Origin of the sequence: Lentzea rhizosphaerae, assembly GCF_042649515.1 — a bacterium.
GTDB lineage: Bacteria > Actinomycetota > Actinomycetes > Mycobacteriales > Pseudonocardiaceae > Lentzea > Lentzea aerocolonigenes.
Genome location: NZ_JBHRZI010000027.1, coordinates 294,108 through 317,021 on the forward strand (window position 1 = coordinate 294,108; position 22,914 = coordinate 317,021).

A 22,914-nucleotide genomic window follows, 5' to 3' on the forward strand; every position below is an offset into this window, starting at 1 on the left:
GGAGAAACGGCGTCTGCAAGTACCACCAACTTCGAGTTGGTGGTACTTGCAGACGCGTTCAGAACCTCAGTGCTTGATCTTGTCCTTGCTCACGCGTTCGGTCTTCGGGTCGACGACCGCCTGTTCCTTGGTGATCGGCTGGGTCGTTCCGGTGCTCACCGTCGGATCCATCTGCTCGATCCGCCGGTCGTCGGAGTCGCGGAACGCCGCCGAGCGCTGTTCGGGCAGGACGGGCTCGTCCTCCTCCTCGATCAGCTTGCGGCGCGCGGGCAGCACCGCGAGCAGCAGGCCGAAGAGAGCGATACCGAGGTGCAGCCAGTTGTCGTTCGTGTTGACCGCCAGCGGGTTGCCCGCCCATTCGAACGGGTTGCGGGCGAGCACGCCGGTGATCATCAGGCCCCACACGAAGAGCGCGCCGTAGCCCAGGAACAGCAGCCACCCGAACATCCGGGCGAGCCCCGAGCCGAGAGCCATGAGCAGGCCGAGCACGCCGACGGCCACGTGCACCAGGTTGTGCAACGGGTTCACGGAGAACCCGAGCACGAACGAGTGGGTGGACCAGTCGCCCACCCCCGTGCGGGTGAAGCCCACGACGCCGAACACGATGAACGCGATGCCGGCCAGGGCGGCCAGCACCTGCACCGGTTGCAGACCGGCGACCTTGACAGTGACGCGGTGGGTCATGACGCCCTCCAGGCTCCGTTCTTGTCGCCCGGCTGACTACCCCGGCTCGGCCTGGGCCAAACCGTTCAGCGACACGTCGGGCATGCCGTTGCGCACCACCACGACGTTGCGTTTGCCGAGGTGGACGACGCGCGCCCGGGACGGGTTGACGAGGACCGTCGTCTCGGCGTTCTGCTCGTTGTAGGCGCGGACCTCGACGTGCGTGCCGCGTGCGGCGGCGTTGCGCAGGGCGGCGGCGAGCGTGTCCAGGTTCCACGGCTTGACCAGCCGGAACTGGAACTCGTCGACGTTGAGCACCGCCCACACCTCGGTGGTGGTGGGTGGATCGGTCGGGTTCATGCGGACTCCTCGTGGTGGGCTCCGGGACGCCGCGCCCACCGCTCGGCGCCCCGGAATTCTGTTACGGCAACTGGGTCACGACGTACGAGACCCGGTAGAACGCGCCGGCGCCCGCGACGTCGCGTTCGACGGACGCGCTGCGGCACGGCACGCGGAACGAGCCGATGACGGTGTCGGCGACGGGGTCGTCCTCGACGACCGAGACCACGACGAAACCGCCGGGCGCGATGAACTCGGTGATCTGGTCGGCGTTTCCGAGCTCGGTCGCTTCTCTCGTCTGACCTTCGGTGAAGGTGCGTGTTCCGGTTCTCTCGTCACCGACCCGCAGGTAGATCTCGTCGGTGGGGGTCTCCTGCAGGTCGAGCGCCCGCACCTCGATGACGCGCAGCTCACACCCGCCGGCCATGGCGGTCTGCGCGTGCGACGTGCCCGCGGTGGCGGCGGCCATTCCGCCCGCAAGTGACATCACGGCCGCGAAGCGCTTGAGGTTCATCTGGTTCTCCTGGGTCGGGGGTTTTGTTGCCCGTCAAGGAGAACTCAGCCGCACCCCGGTGCACATCTGTCGCAATACCTAGGTTTGGTCGCGGGCGATGCGTGCGGCCTCGGAACGGTTGCCGGCGCCCAGCTTGGCCAGGACGTGCGAGACGTGCAGACCGACCGTGCGCACGCTCAGCACCAGTTCCCTGGCGATCTCCTTGTTGGTGCGGCCCCATCCCAGCAGTTCCAGGACCTCGCGCTCGCGCGGTGTCAGCGTGCCGAGGCGTGGTTTGTCCTCGTGCAGCAACGGAATGCGCTGCCGGCGTGCCATCCTGGCGATCATCCTCGTCAACGGCAGTGCGCCGAGGCGGTGCGCCGCGCGGTCGGCGTGGCGCAGCGCTTCCGGTTCACCGCAACGGGTTCGCGCGTACGCGGCCTGGTACGGCATCTTCAGCCGGTCCCACTCGGCGGCGATCTCGCGCCACGAGTCCCGTCCGGCCTCCGCGAAGGCGACCCGGCGCCACACCTCGTCCTCCGGCCCGCGCGGCACGGGCAGGCGGGCCAGCAGTTCCTGTTCCGTCGCTTCCGGATCGTCGAGCCTGGTCACCCTGCCGGCCGCCGTCTGGAGGTCGTGTGCGGCGCCGAGACCTTCCGCGCACAGCCGCAACACCTCGCCGTGGGTCAACGCCTCCGGCGGGTCGACGACGGCTTCCCTGCACAGTTCGACGGCCGCGCGGTGCTGCCCCTTCGCCCTGGCCGCAACGGCTCTGGTGTGGGCGCACTGGGCGGCGAACAGGGCGTCCGGCCCGTCGAAGGTCTTCTCCGCCTCCTCGATCAGGTCGTCCGGGTCCCTGCCGCGCAACGCAGCGGCTTCCGCCTTGCACAGCAGGATTCGCGCGGCCTTGTTGCCGGGGACGACGTCCGGGACGTCGAGCGCGTCGAGCTCCCGCCACCGTCCGAGCGCGAGCAGGCTGGTCGCGAGGTTGTAGCGGATCACCGCGCTGAACGTCGGCGCGAGACCTTGGATCCTCAGCCGTGTCAATGCTTCCTTGCCGATGCGCGCGCTGCGTTCGTGTTGCCCTGCACTGCCGAGCAGGTACGTCAGGTTCCCCACGGCTCTGGTGAGCTCACGGATGGAACCGCTGCGATGCGCGGCCGTGCGCGCGTCTTCCAGCGTCGCGATGCCACGTTCCACATCGCCGAGGAACGCCTCACACACACCACGCACGCTCAACGCATACGCACGAACAGCGTCATCGTCCGTCTCGATCGACTCGAGCTGCCGCACCGCCCGTGCGTGCTCGCCCTCCGACATGAGCCAGCTGGCCTCGGCGACGGCGATGCGCGCGACCATCGGCCCTTCGGCCAGTCCCTTGGCCTCCAGGAGGGTTTCGAACGCGGCGGCCCGGTCGCCCAGCACGAACTGGCAGTCCCACAACAGGTACAGCAGCTCGCACCGGTCGTCCGAGGTCGCGAGTGCCTTGCGCAGCTCCGAAGCAGCGTCCTGCGGCCTGCCCTCCCACCGCAACGCCTGCGCTCGTTCCAGCGCTTCCCGCACGTTCCGTTAGGAGGCACGGCGCGTGCGTCAGATACGGCCCTTGCGCCCGATGCTCGCGTACGCACACGGCACCACGCACGGCGCTTCGATCGACAAGCCCTCCATGAGCTGCTCGACGGGCGCCGGATGCGACACGACGAGGAACCCGCCGGCGGGCAACGCGTGCCGGTAGCGGCGCACGACCCGGCCCGGCCCGGTGGCGTCGTCGACGTACCTCAGGACGTCGACCATCAGCACCGCGTACGGCTCGCGCAGGTCGAGGTGGGACACCACGCCCGGATGCCTCAGCACCTGCTCGGGCCGGCGCAGGTCCGCCTCCACCGCGCACGTCCGCGGTTCACCGCGCAGCAACCCGCGCGCGAACGCCACCGTCACCGGGTCGCAGTCGACGTAGACGACACGGGCTTCGGGCAGCGTCTGGTGCGTGGCACCGCACGTCGGGATGCCCGAGCCGAGGTCGAGGAACTGGCGCACGCCCGCCGCCCAGCAGTGGCGGACGGCCTGGCGCAGGAACGTCCGCTGCGCCCTCGCCACGAGCGGCAGCTCCGGGTCGATCCGGACGGCCTGCTTGGCGAACGCCCGGTCGGCGGCGTAGTTGTGCGCGCCGCCCAGATAGAAGTCGTGGATCCGTGCGGCGTTCGGCCGACGTACGTCGACCTCGTAGCGTGCGAAGGCGGGGACCGCAGCCATTCGCAGAGCGTAACTGGCGCCTAGACCATTCGGGCGAAGTTTTGGGAAGATTCTTTGGGTCCGTCTGAGATGGACCGTGGTGCGGGAGGGCCCGGTCCACCCCACTGAGACCGGGCCACGTAGCGCGTACGGGGATCGAACCCGTGTTTCCGGATTGAGAATCCGACGTCCTGACCACTAGACGAACACGCCAGGAACGAGCATTGAGAAGCAAATGCTCGCAGAAGAGAGAAGAAAGTGAACTAGCAGGTCACAGCTTTGAGGGCGCTCCGGCCCATTCCTCTGCAGCAATCATGGAACAATGATGACGGGCACTGCGGGAGTCGCGCAAAGGAATTAATCGAGCCACATCAGCGCGAACCACAGGGAAGCCCTCGCGTCGGCCGAACCAAGATCACGACCGAGCAGTCGTTCGGCGTGCGAGATTCGGTGCCGAACGCTGTTGCGGTGCACGCCGAGCACCGTCGCGGCCCGGTCCCAGCTGCCGTGCTGCCCGAGCCAGACCCTCAGCGTCTCGATCAGCTCGGGGCGTCCGAGGAGCCCGGCGAGCTCGCGGCGGGCGAAGGCGCGGGCGGCGACGGGGTTCACGAGGGAGGCCAGTTCGGACGCGGGGAAGGCGGGTTCGCCGGTGGCGAGGGCACGCCGCAGCAACGCACGGGCCTCGGCCGCGGCACTGTCGATCGCGGACTCGGGTACCGCCGACGAGACCCCGACCGGTCCGGTCAGCTCGACCCCCGCGGGCACCAGCGCCAGAAACCCGTCCCCCTCCTTCGACACCAGCGGCCCGTACCGCTGCCCCAGCACGTCGTAGTCCGCCCGCGACTGTCCCGCCACCACCCGGTACGGCCCCGGCCCGAGCACCCCGGCCACCCCGGACACCTGCGAGCGCAGCACCGCCGACGCCGCGAGCCGGGCGATCTGCCCGCGTTCGCTCTCCACGTCCCGCCGCAGCAGCCCGAGCAACGCGAGCGCGACCGCCACCACGGCCCGTTCGGCGGCCGACAACGGGGCCGGTCGCCGCACGACGAGGACCGCGGCCTCGACCGGATCGAGCGTCACGTGGTCTTCACCCACCTGGGCGGAAGCCGAACGAGGTCCCGACCCGGACGCGACCCGGCCCACGAGCGGGGCGACGTCCTCTGGTGCCGCCGCCGGGTCCACCAGGTCGGCGCGGCAGTTCAGCACCACCGCCAGCGTCGTCAGCACCGACTCGACGGGACGGACGCGGGTGGCGGCGCGGGTCAGGGCGCGCTGGCTGTCCGCGAGCATCCGCTGCTCCCGCACGGCGATCTCCGCGAGCAGTGCGCCGAGGGCCTGTGACACCGCGAGGAACGGCGTCGACGGCGGCACCTCCAGCAGCGGCATCCCCTGCGCCTCGCAGGCTTCCACCAGCGACGACGGCACCGTCGGGAACTCCGGCTCCACACCGAACCCGATCGCCGAGACACCCCTGGACATCAGTCCGGCGACGTAGGAGGGCACGTCGGCGGGGAACCGCACGCCGGCCGTGAGCAGCAGCTCCTCGCCGACCAGGTACGGCGTCGGGTCCTCCAGTTCGGACACGTGCGCCCAGCGGATCGGCCGGTCCAGCGCGTCGGCTCCACACAGGACGGTCAGCCCGAGATCGACTCGCGCGACGAGATCCCTCAGTGGGACGGTTTGCACAACCATGGCTCGTCGATTGTGCAGAACGACCACTTACCAGCGCCAGTGCGCGTTCCTACTGTGACCTGCAACCCAAGGAGGTCGCACAGTGGCTCTCGACTACGCGGTGATCGCCGCCTACGTGCTCGGCATGATCGGCATGGGCTGGTGGGGCATGCGCCGCGCCACCAGCAAGAGCGAGTACCTGGTCGCCGGACGCAGGCTCGGGTTCGGCATGTACTCCGGCACCATGTCGGCCGTCGTGCTCGGCGGCGCGTCGACCATCGGCGGTGTCGGGCTCGGCTACGAGTTCGGCATCTCCGGCGCCTGGATGGTGTTCGCGATCGGCCTCGGCATCCTGCTGCTGAGCGCGTTGTTCGCGCGCAGGATCGTGCGGCTCAAGGTCTACACCGTCTCGCAGATGCTGGATCTCCGCTACGGCGGCAACTCCAGCACGATCTCCGGCCTGGTGATGGCCGCGTACACCCTGATGCTGACGGTCACGTCCACGATCGCCTACTCGACCATCTTCAACGTCCTCTTCGGACTGCCGAAGAGCGTCGGCGTGATCATCGGCGGCAGCATCGTCGTGCTGTACAGCGTTCTCGGCGGCATGTGGTCGATCACGCTGACGGACATCGTGCAGTTCGTCGTGAAGACCGTCGGCATCCTGTTCCTGCTGCTGCCGATCAGCCTGGCCACCGCGGGAGGGTTCGACGGCATCCAGCAGCGCCTGAACGACCCGGCGCTCTTCGAGGTCGGCAACATCGGCGCGAGCACGATCATCACGTACCTGCTCATCTACGTCTTCGGCCTCCTCATCGGCCAGGACATCTGGCAGCGGGTGTTCACCGCCAAGTCGCCGAAGGTCGCCACCTGGGGTGGCATCACGTCCGGTCTCTACTGCCTGGTGTACGCCGTCGCGGGTGCGTTGATCGGCCTCGCGGGCAAGTCGCTGTACCCGAACATCGCGAACAAGGACGAGGCCTTCGCGACGATCGTGGAGAACCTGCTGCCGACGGGTGTCCGCGGCCTCGTGCTGGCCGCAGCGCTGGCCGCGATGATGTCCACCTCGTCCGGCGCCCTCATCGCCTGCGCCACGGTGGCGTCCAACGACATCTGGCGCCGCAAGACCGATTCCGACGTGCACAACAACCGGATGTTCACGCTCGTGATCGGCGTCGTCGCGATCGCCATCGCGGTGGCGTTGAACGACGTCGTGGCCGCGTTGACCGTCGCCTACAACATCCTCGTCGGCGGCCTGCTGGTCGCGATCATCGGTGGCCTGGTGTGGAAGCGCGGCACCCGGCTCGGCGCGATGGCGTCGATGGCGGCCGGGTCTCTGACGGCAATCGGGTTCATGGTGTTCGTGGACGTGTACGCCAACGAAGCCATCTACTACAGCCTCGGCGCGTCCCTCGTGACGTACGTCGTGGTCAGCCTGGCGACGCCCGCCACGTCACCCGAGGTGCTGGCGAACTGGGACCGCCGGGTGGCAGGGGAATCCAGCGAAGAGGAACTGGTGAACGCATGATCGGCCCCGTCGACTCCTCGCAGGTCCCGCGCTACGCGGGCCCGGCGACCTTCGCCCGGCTGCCGCGCCTCGACCAGGTGGCGCACGCGGACGTCGCGGTGGTGGGAGTCCCGTTCGACACCGGCGTCTCGTACCGGCCGGGAGCGCGGTTCGCGCCCTCGGCCGTGCGGGAGGCGTCCCGGTTGCTGCGTCCTTACCACCCAGGCCTGGACGTGTCGCCGTTCGAACGCGTCCAGGTCGCGGACGGCGGGGACATCGCGGTCAACCCGTTCCACATCGGCGAGGCCATCGAGACGATCGAGGGTGCGGCCTCGGAGTTGCAGGCCGAGGGCACGCGGCTCGTCACGATCGGCGGTGACCACACGATCGCGCTGCCGTTGCTGCGGGCTGTCTCGCGGATCCACGGACCGGTGGCGCTGCTGCACTTCGACGCGCACCTCGACACGTGGGACACGTACTTCGGCGAGCCGTACACGCACGGGACCCCGTTCCGGCGCGCGGTCGAGGACGGCATCCTGGACACGGAGGCTATCTCGCACGTCGGCACGCGAGGCCCGTTGTACGGCAAGAAGGATCTCGAGGACGACCGGCGACTCGGATTCGGCATCGTGACGTCTTCGGACGTGATGCGGCGGGGCGTGGACGAAACCGTGGACGCGTTGCGGCAGCGGATCGGCGACAGGCCGTTGTACGTGTCGATCGACATCGACGTGCTGGACCCGGCGCACGCTCCCGGCACCGGGACGCCCGAGGCCGGTGGGATGACCTCTCGCGAGCTGCTGGAGATCCTGCGAGGGTTGCGGGGACTGAACCTGGTCGGCGCGGACGTGGTCGAGGTGGCGCCGGCGTACGACCACGCGGACATCACGTCGGTCGCGGCTTCGCACGTGGCGTACGACCTGGTGAGTCTGCTGGCGCTGAAGGAGGGCGTGTGACTCGCAACGGTGGTGACGTCGTCGTCGAGACGCTCGAAGCGCTCGGCGCGCACACCGTGTTCGGCATTCCCGGCCAGCACGCGCTGGGGCTCTTCGACGCGCTTCGCCGGTCGGACCTGAGGTACGTCGGGTCGCGGACCGAGGTCAACGCCGCGTTCGCCGCGGACGGCCACGCGCGGATCACCGGTTCCGTGACGCCGTTGCTGGTGTCGACCGGGCCCGGCGCGCTGCAAACCCTTGCCGGGCTTCAGGAATCCGCCGCGGCTTCCGCGCCGGTGCTGGGGATCTCGTCGCAGATCCCGTCGGCAGGGCTCGGTGGTGTGCGCGGTGGATACCTGCACGAGCTGACCGACCAGCTGGCCTCGTTCCGGGACGTCGTGAAGCACGCGCGGGTGGTGCGGCACGCGTCGCAGATCCCGTCCGCGCTGGCCGAGGCGTGGGAGAGCGCGCTGACCGCGCCCTTCGGGCCGGTGTGGGTGGAGATTCCGCAGGACGTGCTGCTCGGGCCGGCCGGTGTTCCGCCGGTGACCTCGGTGTCCTGGTCGGTGCGCGAGCTGCACCCGCGGGTGGAGCTGGTCGAGGAGGCCGTCCGGTTGCTGGACGGGGCTGCCCGGCCCGTGATCCTGGCCGGCGGTGGTGCTTCGAGGGCCTCCGACGAACTGCGGGAGCTGGCGGAGAAGCTGCGCGCGCCGGTCGTGACCACGTTCGGCGGCAAGGGGAACTTCGGCTGGGAGCACCCGCTGTCCGCGCAGTCGTGGCTGGAGGACTGGCACACCACGGAGTTCCTGGCCGACGCGGACGTGCTGCTGGTCGTCGGTTCCGGGCTCGGCGAGCTGTCGAGCAACTACCGGACGTTCCGGCCGCGCGGTGCGGTGATCCAGATCGAGGCGGACCTCGGCAAGCTGGAGTCCAACTACCCGGCCCTGGGCATTCACGCCGACGCGCGACACGCCTTGCGCGCGTTGACCGCCGGAGTGACCGCTCGCGACGCGGACGATGTCGCGGAAGAACGCGTGAAAGCGTTGCTGGGCAAGGTTCGTGAACGGCTGGCGGCGCAGGAGCTCGACCTGGAGCAGCAGGTTCTCGACGCACTGCGGTCGGTGGTTCCGGACGGCACGCCGACCTGCTGGGACATGACGATCCTCGCGTACTGGGCCTGGTCGGCGTGGGATCCGCGCGGTGGCGCGCAGTTCTCCGCCCAGGGCGCGGGCGGTCTCGGCTACGGCTTCCCCGCCGCGCTCGGTGTCGCCGCCGCCGTCGACGGGCCGGTGCTCGCGGTGTCCGGTGACGGCGGCGCGATGTACGGCATCTCCGAGCTCGCCACGGCGGCTCAGCACGGTTCGCGGGTGGTGTGGCTGATCGTCGACGACGGCGGCTACGGCATCCTGCGCGAGTACATGACCGACGCGTTCGGCCAGGCCACCGCCACCGAGCTGGCGCGGCCGGACTTCGTGGCGCTCGCCGAGGCGTTCGGGGTGCCCGCCACCCGCAGCACGCCCGAGTCGCTGCGTGAAGATCTCGCCAAGGCCTTCGCCGAGGACGGACCGCACGTGGTCGTGCTTCCCGCGGTGTTGCGCATGTTCGCCCCCACGCACCTGGAGCACCCGTGATCGTCGCGAACTTCATCAACGCCAAGCCTGTCTCCGCTGACGAAACCTCTCCGTTGGTCGATCCGGCGACCGGCGAGGAGTTCGGGCGCGCCGTCGTCTCCCGTGCCGCCGAGGTCGACGCCGCGGTGCGCGCAGCCGAGGCCGCTTTTCCTGCGTGGTCCCGCACGACTCCCGGCGAACGCCAGCTGGCGTTGCTGAAGCTGGCCGATCTCCTCGAAGCGAACGCGGACACGGTCGCCGACGCGGAGATCCGCGAGACCGGCAAGATCGCATCGGTCGTGCTCGGCGAGGAGATTCCGCAGTGCGTGGACCAGATCCGGTTCTTCGCCGGTGCCGCCCGCGCGCTGGGCACCGCCGCCGCGGGCGAGTACGTCACCGGCCACACGTCGTACCAGCGCCGTGAGGCCGTCGGTGTGATCGCGCAGATCACGCCGTGGAACTACCCGCTGATGATGGCGGTGTGGAAGATCGCCCCGGCACTGGCCGCGGGCAACACGGTGGTGCTGAAGCCCGCCGACACCACGCCGTCGTCGTCCGTGCTGCTGGCGTCGCTCGCGGCCGAGGTCCTGCCGGCGGGCGTGTTCAACGTCGTGCTGGGCGACCGCGACACCGGCCGCCTGCTGGTGGAACACCCGGTTCCCGCCATGGTCTCGCTGACCGGCTCGACCCGTGCCGGTGTCGAGGTGGCCCGCAGCGCCGCCGCGAACGTGAAGCGCACGCACCTCGAGCTCGGCGGCAACGCACCGGTCCTCGTGTTCGACGACGTCGACGTGGCCGCCGCGGCGGAGGGCATCGTCGGCGCTGCCTTCTACAACGCCGGCCAGGACTGCACGGCAGCCTCTCGCGTGCTCGTGCACTCGGCGGTGCACGACGAGTTCGTCGCGGCACTGGCCAAAGCCGCGTCCGCGCAGGTGCCCGGCACGGACTTCGGCCCGCTGAACAGCCAGGCCCAGCTCGACCGCGTGCTCGGCCTGCTCGCGCACTCCACCGCAACAGTCCACTGTGGAGGAAAGCAGCACGGGACTGCGGGTTTCTTCCTGGAGCCCACGGTGATCTCCGGGGTCGCGCAGAACGACGAGCTGGTCCAGGAGGAGGCGTTCGCGCCCGTGATCACCGTGCAGTCGTTCGCGGACGACGATGAGGCCGTAGCGCTGGCCAACGGTGTGCCGCAGGGGCTCGCGTCGTCGATCTGGACCCGTGACACGGGCCGGGTCGCGTCGCTGAGCGCCCGGCTCGACTTCGGCATCGTGTGGGTCAACACGCACGGGCTCGTGGCGTCCGAGATGCCGCACGGCGGTTTCGGCGCTTCGGGTTATGGCAAGGACCTGTCGCTGCACGGCCTAGAGGACTACACACGCGTGAAGCACGTCATGATCGCTCACTACTGAGGTTGAACGTTCAAGGTTCCGTAGGCGTGTCACCTCTTGTTGTTTGGCGCGAAAAGCACGTTCGGGCCGATAGATGGCCCGAACGTGCTTTTCGCGCCAAACGCAACACGGGGCGCGGCGGATCTCGATCATGGGTAGCGGGTTGGCTGTGAACGGTCAGGGTGATACGACGGACCGGTTCCTGACCGTCTGCAGCTCGCGGTGGACCGTCAGAGCTCGAACACCAGCCGTGCGGGCACTCGGCCGTTGAGCACGTCGTCGAAGGACTCGTTGACCTCGTCCAGTGTGCGTGTCTGTGTGATCACCTTGGTACGACCGGCCGCGTGCAGCGCGAACACCTCGGCGAGATCCGCGCGGGTACCCACGATCGAGCCGATGACCGAGATGCCGCCGAGCACGGTCTCGAAGATCGGGACCGTGATCGCGGCGTCGTCCGCGGGCAGCGCCACCATCACCAGCCGGCCACCGCGGCGAAGTGACTGGAACGCCTGGGCGAACGGCTTCGGCGACGCCGCCAGCACCACGGCCACGTCGGCGCCGCCGACCTCGCGGATCGCCTCGACCGGGTCGGTCTCCGCCGCGTTCACCAGGTGGTCCGCGCCGAGTTCCCCGGCGAGGTCGAGCTTGCCCTGTTCGACGTCGACGGCGGTCACGAGGCCTCCGACGAGTCTCGCGTACTGCACCGCCATGTGCCCGAGGCCACCGATGCCGAACACCGCGACCCGCTCTGCGGGCACCACCCTCGCCACCTTGATGGCCTTGTAGGTGGTCACTCCCGCGCACGTCAGCGGCGCCGCGTCCACCGAGGACACCGCGTCCGGGACCTCGACGACGCCGTGGGCGTGCGCGAGGGCGTACTCGGCGTAGGCACCGTCGACGGAGTACCCGCTGTTGATCTGGCTCTCGCACAGCGTCTCCCAGCCGGACACGCAGTACCGGCAGTCCCCGCAGGCCGAGCCGAGCCACGGAATGGCGACCCTCTTGCCCACCCAGTCGTCCTCGATGCCGGCGCCGACGCCCTCGACGCGACCGATTCCCTCGTGACCCGGGATGAACGGGGGCTGCGGCTTGACCGGCCAGTCCCCGTGCGCCGCGTGGATGTCGGTGTGGCAGAGCCCTGACGTCTCGATCCGCACCAGCAGCTGGCCGGGACCGGGCTGGGGAATCGGCAACTCCTGGATCTCCAACGGCTTGCCGAAGGTGGTGACGACCGCTGCTTTCACCGCGGTTTCCTTTCCTCGAAGGGGTGTTCACGTTAGGCACGCGGAGGCTGCGAAGACGCTGCAACCGGCTGCGGTTCAAGCGGGTTCGTCCACCAGGCCGCGGGCACGCGCCGCCGCGGCCCCGTGCGCGGCGGAACCTCGCGGCAGCTGCGTGGCGAGGGCCTGCCACGCGGTGACGTCGGCGGCGCCCCAGCCGGCGCTCACCCACCGGCGCAACAACCTCGCGTCGCCACTGGCCAGTACGGCACCGCGTAGCTGCTGCTCGAGCGCCGTGCGATGTTCCCGGACGAACGGAGCCTCCGACGAGGGCAGCAGAGGCCCGTCGTAGATCGCCATCGCGTCGTGCACGCGTCCCTCAGCCAGCAATGTGCTCATGACGGTGAAGTCCGCGCTCACCGGACGGCACAGCGCGTAAGGACGTGAGTCGAGCAGCTCGTCACCGAGGACCGCCCGCAGGCGCGACATCTCGGCCCGCACGGTCGACATACCGAGGTCCACTTCGGACAGATCGACGGCGAGGCGGCCCGCGGACCGGCCGCCCTGCGCCAGCGCGAGGACCACCAGGATCTCGCTGTGCCGCGGGCTGAGCGTCCGGACGTGTCCGTCGACCTCCAGCACGGCCTCGTCCCTGCCGAGTGCCCGGATCCGCACACCGGGCCGAGTCTTCTTCCCGCGGCCGATCAGCTCGGTCTCCGCGGCCACGGCCGCCGCCCGCACCAGAGCCAGGGCGTAGGGGCTCGCGGCGCTCTCGTCACCGGTGATGTCCACGACACCGACGATCCGGCCGCTGCCAGGGTCACGAATCGGTGCGGCGGAACACGACCACGGGTGCACCACCTCGTTGTAGTGCTCGGCGGAGAAGACCTGCACCGGCTGCCGCAGGACGAGGGCGGTGCCCGGCGCGTTGGTGCCCGCCGAGGACTCCGACCAGCCCACTCCCTCGGCGAAGTTCATCCGCTCCGCCCGGTCGAGGGCACCGGTGCGCCCGCGGACCCACAGCAGCGTCCCGCCGGCGTCGCTGATCGCGAAGACGTGCCCGCAGTCGTCGGCCGGATCACGGAGCAACGCGTCGAACACCGGCAGCACCGGCGCCAGCGGATGCTGCGCGCGGTAGTCCGCCAGCTCGTCGGCGCCCATCCGCGCCGGAGGCAGCCGTCGGTCGTCACAACTCACGCGCGCCGTGGCGCACCGCCGCCACGAGCCGGCGATCATCGGGCGGACGAACGGGAGAACGGTTTTCGTGCACACGAACAGCTCGTGTGCCTTCCGCAGCGCCGACATCGTGTCCACCCCTACATCCGACTCCTGGCGGGGCCTGGGCGATCAGGGTCGAACGTCGCTCGCCGGATGACCGGAAGACCCTCTGGGCCACGTGGAAAGGCCGAGCCGTGACGCGCCCTTGACCTCCAGTTAGGTCGAGTTCGTAGCGTCGATCGCATGTTCGCGATTCGGCAGTACGAGTTCGGTCCGGCGGAGAACCTGCTCTTCGAGGAGGTTCCCGACCCGGAACCCGCCGCCGGGCAGGTCCGCATCACCGTGGCCGCCGCCGGCGTCCACCTCGTCGACACCTCGATCCGCAAGGGCGGGTTCGGGCCCGTCGACTTCCCGATGACGCCCGGACGTGAGGTCGCCGGCGTCGTCACGGTGCTCGGCGGCGGCGTCGAACCCGAGTGGCTGGGCCGCCGGGTCGTCGCGCACCTCGGCCAGGCCAACGGCGGTTACGCCGAGCTCGCCGTCGCGAACGTCGCCGCGCTGCACGCGCTGCCGGACGACGTGTCGTTCGAGGCCGCGGTCGCGATGATCGGCACCGGGCGGACCGTCGTGGCGGTCCTCGACGCCGCGAAGCTCACCGCGGACGACGTCGTGCTCGTGACGTCGGCGGCGGGTGGCATGGGGGCGTTGTTCGTGCAGGAGGCGCGCAACGTCGGTGCGCAGGTGATCGGTCTCGCGAGCGGCGAGAAGCTCGACCACGTGATGGACAACGGCGCGGACGCCGCCATCGACTACACCCGGCCGGGCTGGGCGGACGGCCTGAAGGACATGACGGTCGTGCTCGACGCCGTCGGCGGTGAGGTCGGCGAAACCGCGCTGAAGACGCTCGGGCCCGGTGGGCGGCAGATCATCTACGGCTGGGCGTCCGGGGAGATGACGAAGATCAGCACGGAGGTGTTGTTCGCCAACAGCCTCACCGCGACCGTCGCGCTCGGGCCAGGCCTGCTGCGCCGCGGGCTGCGGGTCCTGGAGGAGGAGTCGATGGCGGGCCTCGCGAGCGGGCGGTTCGTGCCGTCGATCAACCCGCCGTTCGCGCTCAGCGACGCCGCGAAGGCCCACGAAGCGCTGGAATCCCGTGCCACCGCGGGAAAAGTGGTGCTCAAGCCGTGAAGAAAGGGCCGCTTCCGCGCACGGAAGCGGCCCCTTCACCCCTCGGTCACGCCTGAACCGGCACCTCGACGAACTTCTTGCCCGCGAAGTTCTCGACCAGCACCGACTTGACGTCGTCCGGCGCCACGAGCGCGGCTCCGTCCAGGTTCGCGCCCTCGGCGGCGCCCTTCTTGGACACCACCCAGGAACCGGCCTCCTGACGGCTGCCGTCCTTCGCCACGACGAAGATCCGGCACTTCTCGCCTTCGGGAATGCCGTTGACCGCGATGTTCGTCCGCACCCAGCCCGCCGCGGGGATGACCTTCACGGTCATCGACGCCTTGGTCACCGGATCGGTGAACGTCGCGAGCTTGGTCCCGGCCGGATCCGGCGCCACCGTCGGTGTGGGAAGGGCCGTCACGTCGGGTGACGTGGCCTTGCCGACGAAGACACCGGCGCCGAGCACCAGAGCGGCCACCACGGCCGCCGCGGCACCGAGAGCGAACTGACGACGTCGTGCGACGCCGCCTCGTTCGGCACGCACCTGACGCAAGGTGCGCTGCAACAACAAGTCGCCGCCCTCGGGCGGCCCGTCCAGCATCGCCTCCGGCGGCACCTCGCCGAGGTAGGCCTCCATCGCGCGGAGTTCCTCGAGCTCACGCGTGCAGTCGGGGCAGGACGCCAGGTGCTGGTCCATCTCGCGCACCTCCTGCTCGTCCATCGCTCCGAGAACGTAGGCACCGAGCAGCTGCGGGTCGTGCTGCGTGGTCATCCGGCCACCCCCTTCAGTGCGACCTGTTGACCGACGAACGTCTCCCTCAGGGCTCGCAACGCGTAATACGATCTTGATTTCACCGTGCCCGGTGGTACCCCGAGCGCTTCCGCCGCCTCCGTCACGCTGCGGCCGCGGAAGTAGATCTCCATGAGCACGTCCCGGTGGTCGCTCGACAACCGGTCCAGCGCCTCCAGCACCACCACCGAGTCGACGACCTGGTCGGCGTGGTCGCGCTCGATCGGTGGCGTCGCCGGTGACTCGGCCACCTCCTGAGGACGCGCGGCCTTCGCACGCACCCGGTCCGTGACGATGTTGCGCGCCACCGTGAGCAACCAGCCGCGCACCGATCCCTTGCCGTTCACGAGGGCGTCGGGATGGCGCCACGCTCGGACGAGGGTCTCCTGGACCACGTCCTCGGCAGCCGCCCGATCGCCGGTCAACCGCGTCGCGTACGCCAGCAGAGCCCGACCGTGCTCCTCGTAGAGCGATCGGATCAGCGCCTCGTCGGCCGCGGTCTCCCGTTTGCGGGAGAACAAAGCCGCCATCCACCCACTCCTCCCCGCCCGCGAAACCACCTGCGGGCGTCCTGTTCAAGACCTCAGCCGACACACGAGCAAAAACGGGCTTCGGTTCAACGAGATTTCGACGAAAAAAGATTGAAGGATGCTACTGCTGTCACCGGGACCGGTTGAGCTGCCCGACCAGTTCGGCCATCAACGGCTCCGGCATCACGTTGATGAACATCGCGTGGTCGGTCGCCGGGTCGCGCATCTCCTCGGGGAAGCTGTCGATCGCGAACGGCCGACCAGCGGGAACGTCGTATCCGACGATGACGTGCAGGCGCGGGATCGGGAACGTCTTCGGCGGGCAGATGCCATCGGCCGACGGAAAGACCACGTGCGTGCGGTGGGACGCGCTGTCCGTGTTGTTGCCGTCCCAGCAGCTGCCGAACTCGAAGCTGCGCAACGTGGTGGCACGCCCGCACAACGGATATTTCGTCGTGTAACGACCCGGTTTGTCAGCACAGCCCCACCGCGCGCGAACGTTCGGGCCGTAGTCGTTCGTGAACGCCGCCGGATCGCCGGTGATCATGCGCAGGAACCGCGGCATCGGCAGCACGGCGCTCACCGGGCTGCCCTCGTACCGGATCTCGACGCTCTTCGGTTGCAGCACCACGCCCGTGTTGCCGTGGACGCCGCCGCCCTGGGCGTGCGCGTCGTGGCCCGTGCCGTCGGTCAGGCGCAGCACCGGCCAGTAGTAGGTGGAACGGTCGTCCTTCTCGCACGTCGTGGGCGCGGCCGCGAGAGAGTCGTTCGTCGAGTTCGCGTCTGCCGACTTGTTGCCCACGTACTCGTGTGTGTGGTGCGCGCCGAACGGGAGACCCGGCGAGACGACCGGGTTGTCCGCGTTGAGGTGCCGTTCCTCGTTCGTGCCGCAGCGGATGACGAAGCTCGGCGTCACCGGATCGGTCCGCACCTGGTCCAGTTCGCTGACGTACTGGTCGGCGCTGGACGTGCTGCCGCAGAGCACAACGGCCGAGGCCACGAGCACGAGGACCGCGACCGCCGCGACTGCGAGCGTCAGCGGTTTGGTCGGAGCCACGGCTACAGCTTGCCAAGCGGACCTGGCGGGCAACAGGTGGCACGTCTGAAGTCCGAGCGTTCACGGTTGCTGATCGAAGGGTCAGAATTCCACCGTCGAGTGGAAGGATGTCGTCAATGACCAACACCATTCCCCGCTTCCACCTGGCGGTGCCGGTCACCGACCTGGGGAAGGCCCGCGCGTTCTACGGAGGTGTGCTCGGCTGCCCGGAGGGCCGGTCGAGCGACCGCTGGATCGACTGGAACCTCTACGGCCACCAGTTCGTCACGCACCTGGTCGACGACCCCGGCCCCGAGCCGGCGCACAACCCGGTCGACGGTCACGACGTGCCGGTGCCGCACTTCGGCGTGCTGCTCACCGAGGAGGCGTTCCTGCTGCTCGCGGACAAGCTGCAGGCGGCGGGCACGGAGTTCGTGATCGCGCCGTACCGGCGGTTCGCGGGGCAGCCCGGCGAGCAGTGGACGATGTTCTTCCGCGACCCGTCGGGGAACGCCATCGAGGTGAAGGCGTTCGCCGACGACTCACAGGTCTTCGCCACCTGAGCCCGCGCTAGCTGGCGGTCACCAGCGGCCGGCGGTCGTGGTCGACCACGCTGACCCGGGCCACGTCCCACGCCCGCACCATCGCGGACCCGGCCAGCGTCACCTCACCGTCGTGCGCCCTCCACGAACCGGCGGTGAAGGTTCTCCCGTCCTTCGTGTGCACGACGAGCCAGCAGGCTTCCCCGTCCTGCATGCCGTCGACGGTGGCCACGAGTCTCAGGCCGCTCTCGGTGTCGGTGACCTGTACGGCCAGGTGGGCGCCGGTCGACGAGGTCCCCTGCAACAGCGCGTCGGCGGTCTCGCCGACACCCAGGCCCTGTCCCAGCCAGACGCCCCCGGCGAGCACGCCGGCGACCACGAAGGTCGACGTCACGGCCGTGATGCGCCCTCGGCGTCGCACGGCCTGATGTCTTTCCTCGCGAACCGTGCCCAGCGTGCGCAGCAGCAGGTGGTCCGCGTTCTGCGGAGGGCCGTTGAGCGCGGCCTCCGGTGGCAGTTCTTCCATCAGCATGGTGTCGATCTCGTTCAACTCGTTGGTGTCCAGGACGTTCGGTGCCATGCGCTGGCGGACGCGGCAATGGACACGGTCACGCGGAACGATGCACTCATTTTCCCCTTCTTCAGTCCCGCGCCAGTTGCGGTGACCGACACCCTCAAAACGAGCCTGCGAGGAAGTTGGTTCAACGCAGATACAACGACGTTGCCCATCCCACAGCAGACGGTTGACCTGGGCCTCTGAGAGCTCCTAGGGTCTCATATATGATGTATGACCGGGTGGAAGCGCCTCCCGCCTCTCGCACGGACTTCGTTCTGGAATCGATCAAAGAAGCGATTCTCAACGGAAAGCTGAAGCCCGGTCAGGCGCTCGTGGAAACAGATCTCGCGGCCGCGTTGAAGGTCTCCAAGACTCCGGTGCGCGAGGCGCTCAAGACGCTCGCCGGGTCGGGGCTCGTCGTGATGAGCCCGTACAAGGGCGCCGCGGTCCGCACGGTCGACGCCGCCATGGCGGCCTCCGTCTACGACGTGCGGATGCTCATGGAGCCGGAGGCGTTGCGCCGCGCGATCGGACTGGGCGCCTCGTTCGACGACGCCGCCCTGGCGCTGGAGGACGTCGCCGACCTGGCACGGCGCTCGCTCGCCAACCGCCGCTTCCACCGAGCGCTGTACGCCGGGTGCGGCAACCCGTTGATGATCGAGATCCTGGACGGTCTGCGCGACCAGGCCGCGCTGATCACCGTCGCCGGGTGGGGCATCTGCCCGACCTGGGACGACGAGGCCGCCGAGCACCGCGCGATCCTCGCCGCCGCCGTGCGGGGCGAGGCCGAGCACGCCTGCGAACTCCTCCGCCGCCACATCCAGACCTTCGCCGACCGAGTAGTTGAGGAGCTTCCCGATGGCGTTCGATGACCTCTCCGAACGGCTCGCGTCCGTCGTGGCGATCACCGTCACGCCGTTCGACGCCGACGGCGCGATCGACGAGAAGAACTACGCCGCGATCGTGGACCGGATGGTCGAGGGCGGTGTGTCGGTCGTGACGCCGAATGGCAACACGAGCGAGTTCTACACGTTGTCCGCCGCTGAGACCGAGCGCGCGCTTTCCATCACCGTGGACACCGTTGGCGATCGTGCCGCGATCATCGCCGGGGTCGGGCACGATCTCGCGACTGCTGTGACCGCTGCGAAGTTCGCCGATCGGGCCGGCGCTCAGGGCGTCATGATCCACCAGCCCGTGCACCCGTACGTGTCGCTGGACGGGTGGGTCGACTACCACCGGGCGATCGCGTCCTCCGTGCCCGAGCTGAGCGTGATCCTGTACGTGCGGAACCCGCGGATCGGTGGCGCGCAGATCGCGTCGCTGGCGGACGCGTGCCCGAACGTCGTGGGCGTGAAGTACGCGGTGCCGGACCCGGTGCGATTCGCGTCCGTCGCGCGGGATGCAGGGCTGGACCGGCTGACGTGGGTCGCGGGGCTGGCCGAACTGTCGGCGCCGGGCTACTTCGCGGTCGGGGCGACGGGGTTCACGTCCGGGCTGGCGAACGTGGCGCCGCAGCTGTCGGTGCAGTTCTTCCGCTGTCTTCAGGCCGGCGAGTTCGGTGCGGCGATGGAGATCTGGGAGTTCATCCGCGGGTTCGAGGAGCTGCGGGCGTTGAACGAGTCGGCGAACAACGTGTCGGTGGTGAAGGAAGCGTTGGCGCAGCTCGGGTTGTGCCGCCGGGACGTGCGTCCGCCGGCGTCAGTTCTGTCAGAGGCTGACCGTTCGGCCGTTGGTGTGTTGCTGAACTCGTGGAGCATGCTGTGAAGCTGCGCAGCGCCGAGTGGTTCGACGGCGAGGGGTTGCGGGCGTACTCGCACAACGCCCGGATGCGTCAGCTGGGCATGAACCCGTCCGAGCACCTCGGCAAGCCGGTGATCGCCATCCTCAACACGTGGAGCGGCATCAACCCGTGCCACATGCACCTGCGGGAGCGGGCTCAGCAGGTCGAACGCGGCGTGTGGGAAGCCGGCGGCTATCCGTTGGAGTTCCCGGTTTCCACACTGTCGGAGACGTACCAGAAGCCGACTCCCATGCTGTACCGGAACATGCTGTCGATGGAGACCGAGGAGATCCTCCGGTCGTACCCGGTCGACGGTTGCGTACTGATGGGTGGCTGCGACAAGACCACGCCCGCGTTGCTGATGGGTGCCGCTTCCGCTGGTCTGCCAACGGTTTTCGTGCCCGCGGGGCCGATGCTGCGGGGGAACTGGCGTGGCGAGAAGCTCGCGTCGGGCACGGACATGTGGCGGTACTGGGACGAGAAGCGCGCCGGGACGATCTCCGGCGCGGACTGGGCGGAGATCCAGTCCGGGCTGGCCCGCTCCCCCGGCACGTGCATGACGATGGGCACGGCGTCGACGATGACCGCCGCCGCCGAAGCGCTGGGCCTCACTTTGCCTGGTGCGTCATCGATTCCGGCCGTCGACTCGGCTCACCACCGGATGGCGGCGGCGTCCGGCATGCGGATCGTCGAGATGGTGCGCGAGGGTCTGACGATCGGCGACGTGCTGTCCGCCGAGGCGTACGAGGACGCGATCCGGACCGTGCTGGCGCTGGGCGGCTCGACGAACTCGTACATCCACCTGATCGCGATGGCCGGGCGGTCGCAGATCCCGTTGTCGCTGGACGACTTCGACCGGTTGTCCCGCGAGGTGCCCGTGCTGGCCTCGGTTCAGCCCGCCGGATCGTTCCTGATGGAGGACTTCTACTACGCGGGCGGGCTGCGCGGGTTGCTGTCGAGGTTGCGAGACTCGTTGCACCTCAAGCGGATCACGGTGACCGGGCGGACGTTCGGCGAGGACCTCGAAGGCGCCGAGGTGTACGACTCGGCGGTGATCCGGCCTCTGGACGACCCGATCTCAGCCGAGGGCGGACTGGCTGTGCTGCGCGGCAACCTGGCTCCTGACGGTGCGGTGATCAAGTACGTGGCGGCAGATCCGTCGTTGTGGAGGCACACCGGGCCCGCCGTGGTCTTCCACGGCTACAAGGACTTGCAGGCACGGATCAACTCACCTCAGTTGGAGGTGACTCGTGATTCTGTGATCGTGCTCGCCGGGGGAGGCCCCAAGGGCGGGCCCGGCATGCCGGAGTACGGGATGCTGCCGATCCCGGACAAGCTGCTTCGAGAGGGAGTCCGGGACATGGTGCGCGTGTCAGACGCACGGATGAGCGGAACTTCTTACGGCGCTTGTGTTCTGCACGTGGCACCGGAGGCGCACGTCGGTGGGCCGTTGGCGCTCGTGCGCGACGGCGACCTGGTGACGTTGGACGTCGAGGCGCGCGTGTTGCGCGTGGAGATCTCCGACGAGGAGATGGAACGGCGTCGTGCCGTGTGGACCGCACCGCCGCCGAAGTTCGAACGCGGCTATGGCGCCTTGTACTACGAGCACATCACGCAGGCCGACGAGGGCTGCGACTTCGAGTTCCTGTCACGTCCGGGAGTGAACCCCGAACCCAACGCCCACTAGCGCCTCCTGCTGCCAGTCGTCCGTCCCGTTCAGCTGGCTGCGCAGGTACGCCGTGGTGAGCCGCTGCACGGTCGCGACCCGCTCGGGGCTCTCGTCCGTGGTCTCGGCGACGTCGTACCCGGAGACGCCGCCGAGCCCGTGCTCGCCGCCTTCGAGGATCAGCAGCTCCTTCGGGCCGGGCGACAGGTGGAACGGGTCGGTGTGCCACTCCGGGCCGTTGGTCGTGAGGTGCTCGGAGCCGTCCTTGTCGCCCGCCACGACGAGCGCTGGGGTGGTCATGCCGCTGAAGTCCGACGTCAGCATGAACGCGTAGTTCTCCTTGACGACGTCCGTGAGCCCTTCGCCGCGGCCGGTAGAGCCGAGCAGCACGCCCGCCTTGATGCGTTCGTCTTTCAGGCTGACGTTGTCGGTCGTCATGCCCAGCAGCAGGCTCGCGGTGTGCCCGCCCATCGAGTGGCCGGCGACCGCGATCTTCGTGCGGTCGAGCCGGCCCTGCAGCTGCGGCACGGCCTTCTCGATCTCGTCGAGGCGGTCGATGACGTGGGACATGTCCTCGGCGCGTTCCTTCCAGAACATCGGCGCGCCGGGGGTGTCCGCGGGCAGGTTCAGGGTCCTGCTGCTCAGGTGGGTGGGCTGGAGGACGACGAAGCCCTGCTCGGCCCAGTGGTTCGCGAGCGGCGCGTAGCCGTTGAGCGAGGACAGGTGGTTCGAGTAGCCCTGCCCGTGGGACAGCAGGATGATCGGCAGCCCGCTTCCCTCGGTCGGCGCGGAGACCTTCAACTGCAGGTCAACGGGCCTGCCGGGGATTTCGAGCACGACAGGGCTCACCGTGAAGACGGTCATTGGTTCCCCTTCGAGTAGTCTGTCGCCTTAAGTGGAGCGACGTTCCGGAACGATACGGAGCACTGTTCCGCTTTGTCAACCGCGTCGAGAGGGAGTGCGCGTGCCACCACGCAAGCGGGCAGACGCCGTGCGCAACGAGCAGACGCTGCTCGCGGCCGCGGCCGAGGTGTTCGTCAGGTCCGGCGTCGACGCGCCGATCCGCGAGATCGCGGCGGAGGCGGGCGTCGGCATGGGCACGATCTACCGCCACTTCCCCACCCGCGCGGACCTCGTCGTGGCGGTCTACCGGCACCAGGTCGAGGCGTGCGCCTCCGCCGGACCCTCCCTCTTGTCCACTTCGGACTCACCGTTCTCGGCTTTGCGAGCGTGGATCGACCTGTTCGTGGACTTCCTGGTGACCAAGCACGGGCTGGCCGGGGCGATGCAGTCGGACAGCAGCGGGTTCGAGGCGCTGCACGTGTACTTCCTCGACCGGCTCGGGCCGGTGTGCGAGTCGTTGCTTCAGGCTGCGGCCGAAGCCGGAGAGATCCGTGGAGATGTGCGGCCGTACGAGCTGATGCGCGGGATCGGGAACCTGTGCATCGGGCGCGACGACGACGCGCGCTACGACCCGCGGCGGCTGATCTCGTTGCTGCTGGACGGGCTTCGGCGCTGAACAAGGGAACGCCCCCGGACGCGGTGTCCGAGTGTCACCGACGAGCAGTGAG

23 protein-coding genes and 1 tRNA gene are annotated in these 22,914 nt (G+C 69.3%); 10 read left to right on the forward strand and 14 right to left on the reverse strand.

The features are described 5' to 3' along the window. Positions 1-66 precede the first annotated feature (66 nt). The 7 genes from ACFOWZ_RS31305 to ACFOWZ_RS31335 form a co-directional block, all read right to left on the reverse strand. Positions 67-684 carry a DUF4383 domain-containing protein gene (locus ACFOWZ_RS31305; protein ID WP_051783859.1) on the reverse strand — a complete coding sequence of 206 codons (618 nt, stop codon included), beginning with the start codon at positions 682-684 and terminating at the stop codon, positions 67-69. Positions 685-720: 36 nt separating this feature from the next. Then, a complete protein-coding gene (locus ACFOWZ_RS31310; protein ID WP_382377509.1) occupies positions 721-1,023 on the reverse strand; it encodes a hypothetical protein in 303 nt (100 codons plus the stop codon). 61 nt (positions 1,024-1,084) lie between these two features. Then, positions 1,085-1,516 (reverse strand): hypothetical protein, encoded by a 432-nt coding sequence (locus ACFOWZ_RS31315; protein WP_382377510.1) that lies wholly within the window; start codon positions 1,514-1,516, stop codon positions 1,085-1,087. 78 nt (positions 1,517-1,594) lie between these two features. Further along, on the reverse strand, positions 1,595-3,058 hold the full coding sequence (locus ACFOWZ_RS31320; protein ID WP_382377511.1) for a LuxR C-terminal-related transcriptional regulator: 1,464 nt from the start codon (positions 3,056-3,058) through the stop codon (positions 1,595-1,597). A 27-nt stretch (positions 3,059-3,085) separates the two neighbouring features. Then, complete coding sequence (locus ACFOWZ_RS31325; protein ID WP_382377512.1) at positions 3,086-3,748, reverse strand: SAM-dependent methyltransferase; 663 nt, start codon at positions 3,746-3,748, stop codon at positions 3,086-3,088. 120 nt (positions 3,749-3,868) lie between these two features. After that, a tRNA-Glu gene (locus ACFOWZ_RS31330) sits at positions 3,869-3,940 on the reverse strand. A 144-nt stretch (positions 3,941-4,084) separates the two neighbouring features. Beyond that, a complete protein-coding gene (locus tag ACFOWZ_RS31335; protein ID WP_382377514.1) occupies positions 4,085-5,419 on the reverse strand; it encodes a PucR family transcriptional regulator in 1,335 nt (444 codons plus the stop codon). 82 nt (positions 5,420-5,501) lie between these two features. On the opposite strand from ACFOWZ_RS31335, the gene ACFOWZ_RS31340 reads away from it, so the two are divergent. From ACFOWZ_RS31340 to ACFOWZ_RS31355, 4 genes are read left to right on the forward strand one after another with little or no spacing between them, the layout of a single operon-like run. After that, positions 5,502-6,926 carry a sodium:solute symporter gene (locus tag ACFOWZ_RS31340; protein WP_382377515.1) on the forward strand — a complete coding sequence of 475 codons (1,425 nt, stop codon included), beginning with the start codon at positions 5,502-5,504 and terminating at the stop codon, positions 6,924-6,926. Then, a complete protein-coding gene (gene speB, locus ACFOWZ_RS31345) occupies positions 6,923-7,861 on the forward strand; it encodes an agmatinase (protein WP_382377516.1) in 939 nt (312 codons plus the stop codon). The genes ACFOWZ_RS31340 and speB overlap by 4 nt, the downstream gene beginning before the upstream one ends. Continuing rightward, on the forward strand, positions 7,858-9,471 hold the full coding sequence (locus tag ACFOWZ_RS31350) for a thiamine pyrophosphate-binding protein (protein ID WP_382377517.1): 1,614 nt from the start codon (positions 7,858-7,860) through the stop codon (positions 9,469-9,471). Before speB ends, ACFOWZ_RS31350 begins: the two co-directional genes overlap by 4 nt. After that, positions 9,468-10,859, forward strand: a complete 1,392-nt coding sequence (locus tag ACFOWZ_RS31355; protein ID WP_382377519.1) for an aminobutyraldehyde dehydrogenase — start codon at positions 9,468-9,470, stop codon at positions 10,857-10,859. The genes ACFOWZ_RS31350 and ACFOWZ_RS31355 overlap by 4 nt, the downstream gene beginning before the upstream one ends. A gap of 209 nt (positions 10,860-11,068) precedes the next feature. Here the strand turns inward: ACFOWZ_RS31355 and ACFOWZ_RS31360 are convergent, their stop codons facing one another. Both ACFOWZ_RS31360 and ACFOWZ_RS31365 read right to left on the reverse strand, forming a co-directional pair. Beyond that, positions 11,069-12,082 (reverse strand): zinc-dependent alcohol dehydrogenase, encoded by a 1,014-nt coding sequence (locus ACFOWZ_RS31360; protein WP_382377521.1) that lies wholly within the window; start codon positions 12,080-12,082, stop codon positions 11,069-11,071. Between the two features lie 75 nt (positions 12,083-12,157). Beyond that, complete coding sequence (locus tag ACFOWZ_RS31365) at positions 12,158-13,363, reverse strand: GAF domain-containing protein (RefSeq protein WP_382377522.1); 1,206 nt, start codon at positions 13,361-13,363, stop codon at positions 12,158-12,160. Between the two features lie 156 nt (positions 13,364-13,519). Between ACFOWZ_RS31365 and ACFOWZ_RS31370 the strand changes: the two genes are divergently transcribed. Further along, positions 13,520-14,464, forward strand: a complete 945-nt coding sequence (locus ACFOWZ_RS31370) for a zinc-binding dehydrogenase (protein ID WP_382377524.1) — start codon at positions 13,520-13,522, stop codon at positions 14,462-14,464. A gap of 46 nt (positions 14,465-14,510) precedes the next feature. On the opposite strand, the gene ACFOWZ_RS31375 is transcribed toward ACFOWZ_RS31370, so the two are convergent. The 3 genes from ACFOWZ_RS31375 to ACFOWZ_RS31385 all read right to left on the reverse strand — a co-directional run bounded on the left by ACFOWZ_RS31375 (position 14,511) and on the right by ACFOWZ_RS31385 (position 16,820). After that, positions 14,511-15,215, reverse strand: coding sequence for an anti-sigma factor family protein (locus ACFOWZ_RS31375; protein ID WP_030468933.1), 705 nt, complete (start codon positions 15,213-15,215; stop codon positions 14,511-14,513). Then, positions 15,212-15,763 (reverse strand): sigma-70 family RNA polymerase sigma factor, encoded by a 552-nt coding sequence (locus ACFOWZ_RS31380; protein ID WP_109637237.1) that lies wholly within the window; start codon positions 15,761-15,763, stop codon positions 15,212-15,214. Before ACFOWZ_RS31380 ends, ACFOWZ_RS31375 begins: the two co-directional genes overlap by 4 nt. A gap of 130 nt (positions 15,764-15,893) precedes the next feature. After that, entirely contained in the window at positions 15,894-16,820 is a 927-nt protein-coding gene (locus ACFOWZ_RS31385; RefSeq protein ID WP_382377526.1) for a DUF1996 domain-containing protein, read from the reverse strand. Between the two features lie 116 nt (positions 16,821-16,936). Between ACFOWZ_RS31385 and ACFOWZ_RS31390 the strand changes: the two genes are divergently transcribed. Further along, the gene (locus ACFOWZ_RS31390) at positions 16,937-17,362 is read left to right on the forward strand and encodes a VOC family protein (protein ID WP_382377527.1); all 426 of its coding nucleotides are present in this window, start codon (positions 16,937-16,939) and stop codon (positions 17,360-17,362) included. A 7-nt stretch (positions 17,363-17,369) separates the two neighbouring features. Here ACFOWZ_RS31390 and ACFOWZ_RS31395 read toward each other — a convergent pair whose 3' ends face one another. Next, positions 17,370-17,921 (reverse strand): anti-sigma factor, encoded by a 552-nt coding sequence (locus tag ACFOWZ_RS31395; RefSeq protein WP_382377528.1) that lies wholly within the window; start codon positions 17,919-17,921, stop codon positions 17,370-17,372. Between the two features lie 200 nt (positions 17,922-18,121). On the opposite strand from ACFOWZ_RS31395, the gene ACFOWZ_RS31400 reads away from it, so the two are divergent. The 3 genes from ACFOWZ_RS31400 to araD are packed head-to-tail and all read left to right on the forward strand — an operon-like array spanning position 18,122 to position 21,364. Next, positions 18,122-18,769: a GntR family transcriptional regulator gene (locus ACFOWZ_RS31400; RefSeq protein ID WP_382377529.1), complete on the forward strand. Its 648-nt coding sequence runs from the start codon at positions 18,122-18,124 to the stop codon at positions 18,767-18,769. Then, on the forward strand, positions 18,756-19,661 hold the full coding sequence (locus tag ACFOWZ_RS31405) for a dihydrodipicolinate synthase family protein (RefSeq protein WP_382377530.1): 906 nt from the start codon (positions 18,756-18,758) through the stop codon (positions 19,659-19,661). Before ACFOWZ_RS31400 ends, ACFOWZ_RS31405 begins: the two co-directional genes overlap by 14 nt. Further along, positions 19,658-21,364 carry an L-arabinonate dehydratase gene (araD, locus tag ACFOWZ_RS31410; protein ID WP_382377531.1) on the forward strand — a complete coding sequence of 569 codons (1,707 nt, stop codon included), beginning with the start codon at positions 19,658-19,660 and terminating at the stop codon, positions 21,362-21,364. Before ACFOWZ_RS31405 ends, araD begins: the two co-directional genes overlap by 4 nt. Here araD and ACFOWZ_RS31415 read toward each other — a convergent pair. After that, the gene (locus ACFOWZ_RS31415; RefSeq protein WP_382377532.1) at positions 21,326-22,207 is read right to left on the reverse strand and encodes an alpha/beta hydrolase family protein; all 882 of its coding nucleotides are present in this window, start codon (positions 22,205-22,207) and stop codon (positions 21,326-21,328) included. The genes araD and ACFOWZ_RS31415 overlap by 39 nt on opposite strands. A 100-nt stretch (positions 22,208-22,307) precedes the next feature. On the opposite strand from ACFOWZ_RS31415, the gene ACFOWZ_RS31420 reads away from it, so the two are divergent. Further along, positions 22,308-22,862, forward strand: a complete 555-nt coding sequence (locus tag ACFOWZ_RS31420; RefSeq protein WP_382377534.1) for a TetR/AcrR family transcriptional regulator — start codon at positions 22,308-22,310, stop codon at positions 22,860-22,862. Positions 22,863-22,914 lie beyond the last annotated feature (52 nt).

What these genes read in the sequence shown, in the direction of transcription:
- ACFOWZ_RS31305 (WP_051783859.1), bottom strand. Translation starts at nt 684, where the DNA reads ATGACCCACCGCGTCACTGTCAAGGTCGCCGGTCTGCAACCGGTGCAG.
- ACFOWZ_RS31310 (WP_382377509.1), bottom strand. Translation starts at nt 1,023, where the DNA reads ATGAACCCGACCGATCCACCCACCACCACCGAGGTGTGGGCGGTGCTC.
- ACFOWZ_RS31315 (WP_382377510.1), bottom strand. Translation starts at nt 1,516, where the DNA reads ATGAACCTCAAGCGCTTCGCGGCCGTGATGTCACTTGCGGGCGGAATG.
- ACFOWZ_RS31325 (WP_382377512.1), bottom strand. Translation starts at nt 3,748, where the DNA reads ATGGCTGCGGTCCCCGCCTTCGCACGCTACGAGGTCGACGTACGTCGG.
- ACFOWZ_RS31335 (WP_382377514.1), bottom strand. Translation starts at nt 5,419, where the DNA reads ATGGTTGTGCAAACCGTCCCACTGAGGGATCTCGTCGCGCGAGTCGAT.
- speB (WP_382377516.1), top strand. Translation starts at nt 6,923, where the DNA reads ATGATCGGCCCCGTCGACTCCTCGCAGGTCCCGCGCTACGCGGGCCCG.
- ACFOWZ_RS31365 (WP_382377522.1), bottom strand. Translation starts at nt 13,363, where the DNA reads ATGTCGGCGCTGCGGAAGGCACACGAGCTGTTCGTGTGCACGAAAACC.
- ACFOWZ_RS31370 (WP_382377524.1), top strand. Translation starts at nt 13,520, where the DNA reads ATGTTCGCGATTCGGCAGTACGAGTTCGGTCCGGCGGAGAACCTGCTC.
- ACFOWZ_RS31375 (WP_030468933.1), bottom strand. Translation starts at nt 15,215, where the DNA reads ATGACCACGCAGCACGACCCGCAGCTGCTCGGTGCCTACGTTCTCGGA.
- ACFOWZ_RS31380 (WP_109637237.1), bottom strand. Translation starts at nt 15,763, where the DNA reads ATGGCGGCTTTGTTCTCCCGCAAACGGGAGACCGCGGCCGACGAGGCG.
- ACFOWZ_RS31390 (WP_382377527.1), top strand. Translation starts at nt 16,937, where the DNA reads ATGACCAACACCATTCCCCGCTTCCACCTGGCGGTGCCGGTCACCGAC.
- ACFOWZ_RS31395 (WP_382377528.1), bottom strand. Translation starts at nt 17,921, where the DNA reads ATGGCACCGAACGTCCTGGACACCAACGAGTTGAACGAGATCGACACC.
- ACFOWZ_RS31400 (WP_382377529.1), top strand. Translation starts at nt 18,122, where the DNA reads ATGATGTATGACCGGGTGGAAGCGCCTCCCGCCTCTCGCACGGACTTC.
- ACFOWZ_RS31405 (WP_382377530.1), top strand. Translation starts at nt 18,756, where the DNA reads ATGGCGTTCGATGACCTCTCCGAACGGCTCGCGTCCGTCGTGGCGATC.
- ACFOWZ_RS31415 (WP_382377532.1), bottom strand. Translation starts at nt 22,207, where the DNA reads ATGACCGTCTTCACGGTGAGCCCTGTCGTGCTCGAAATCCCCGGCAGG.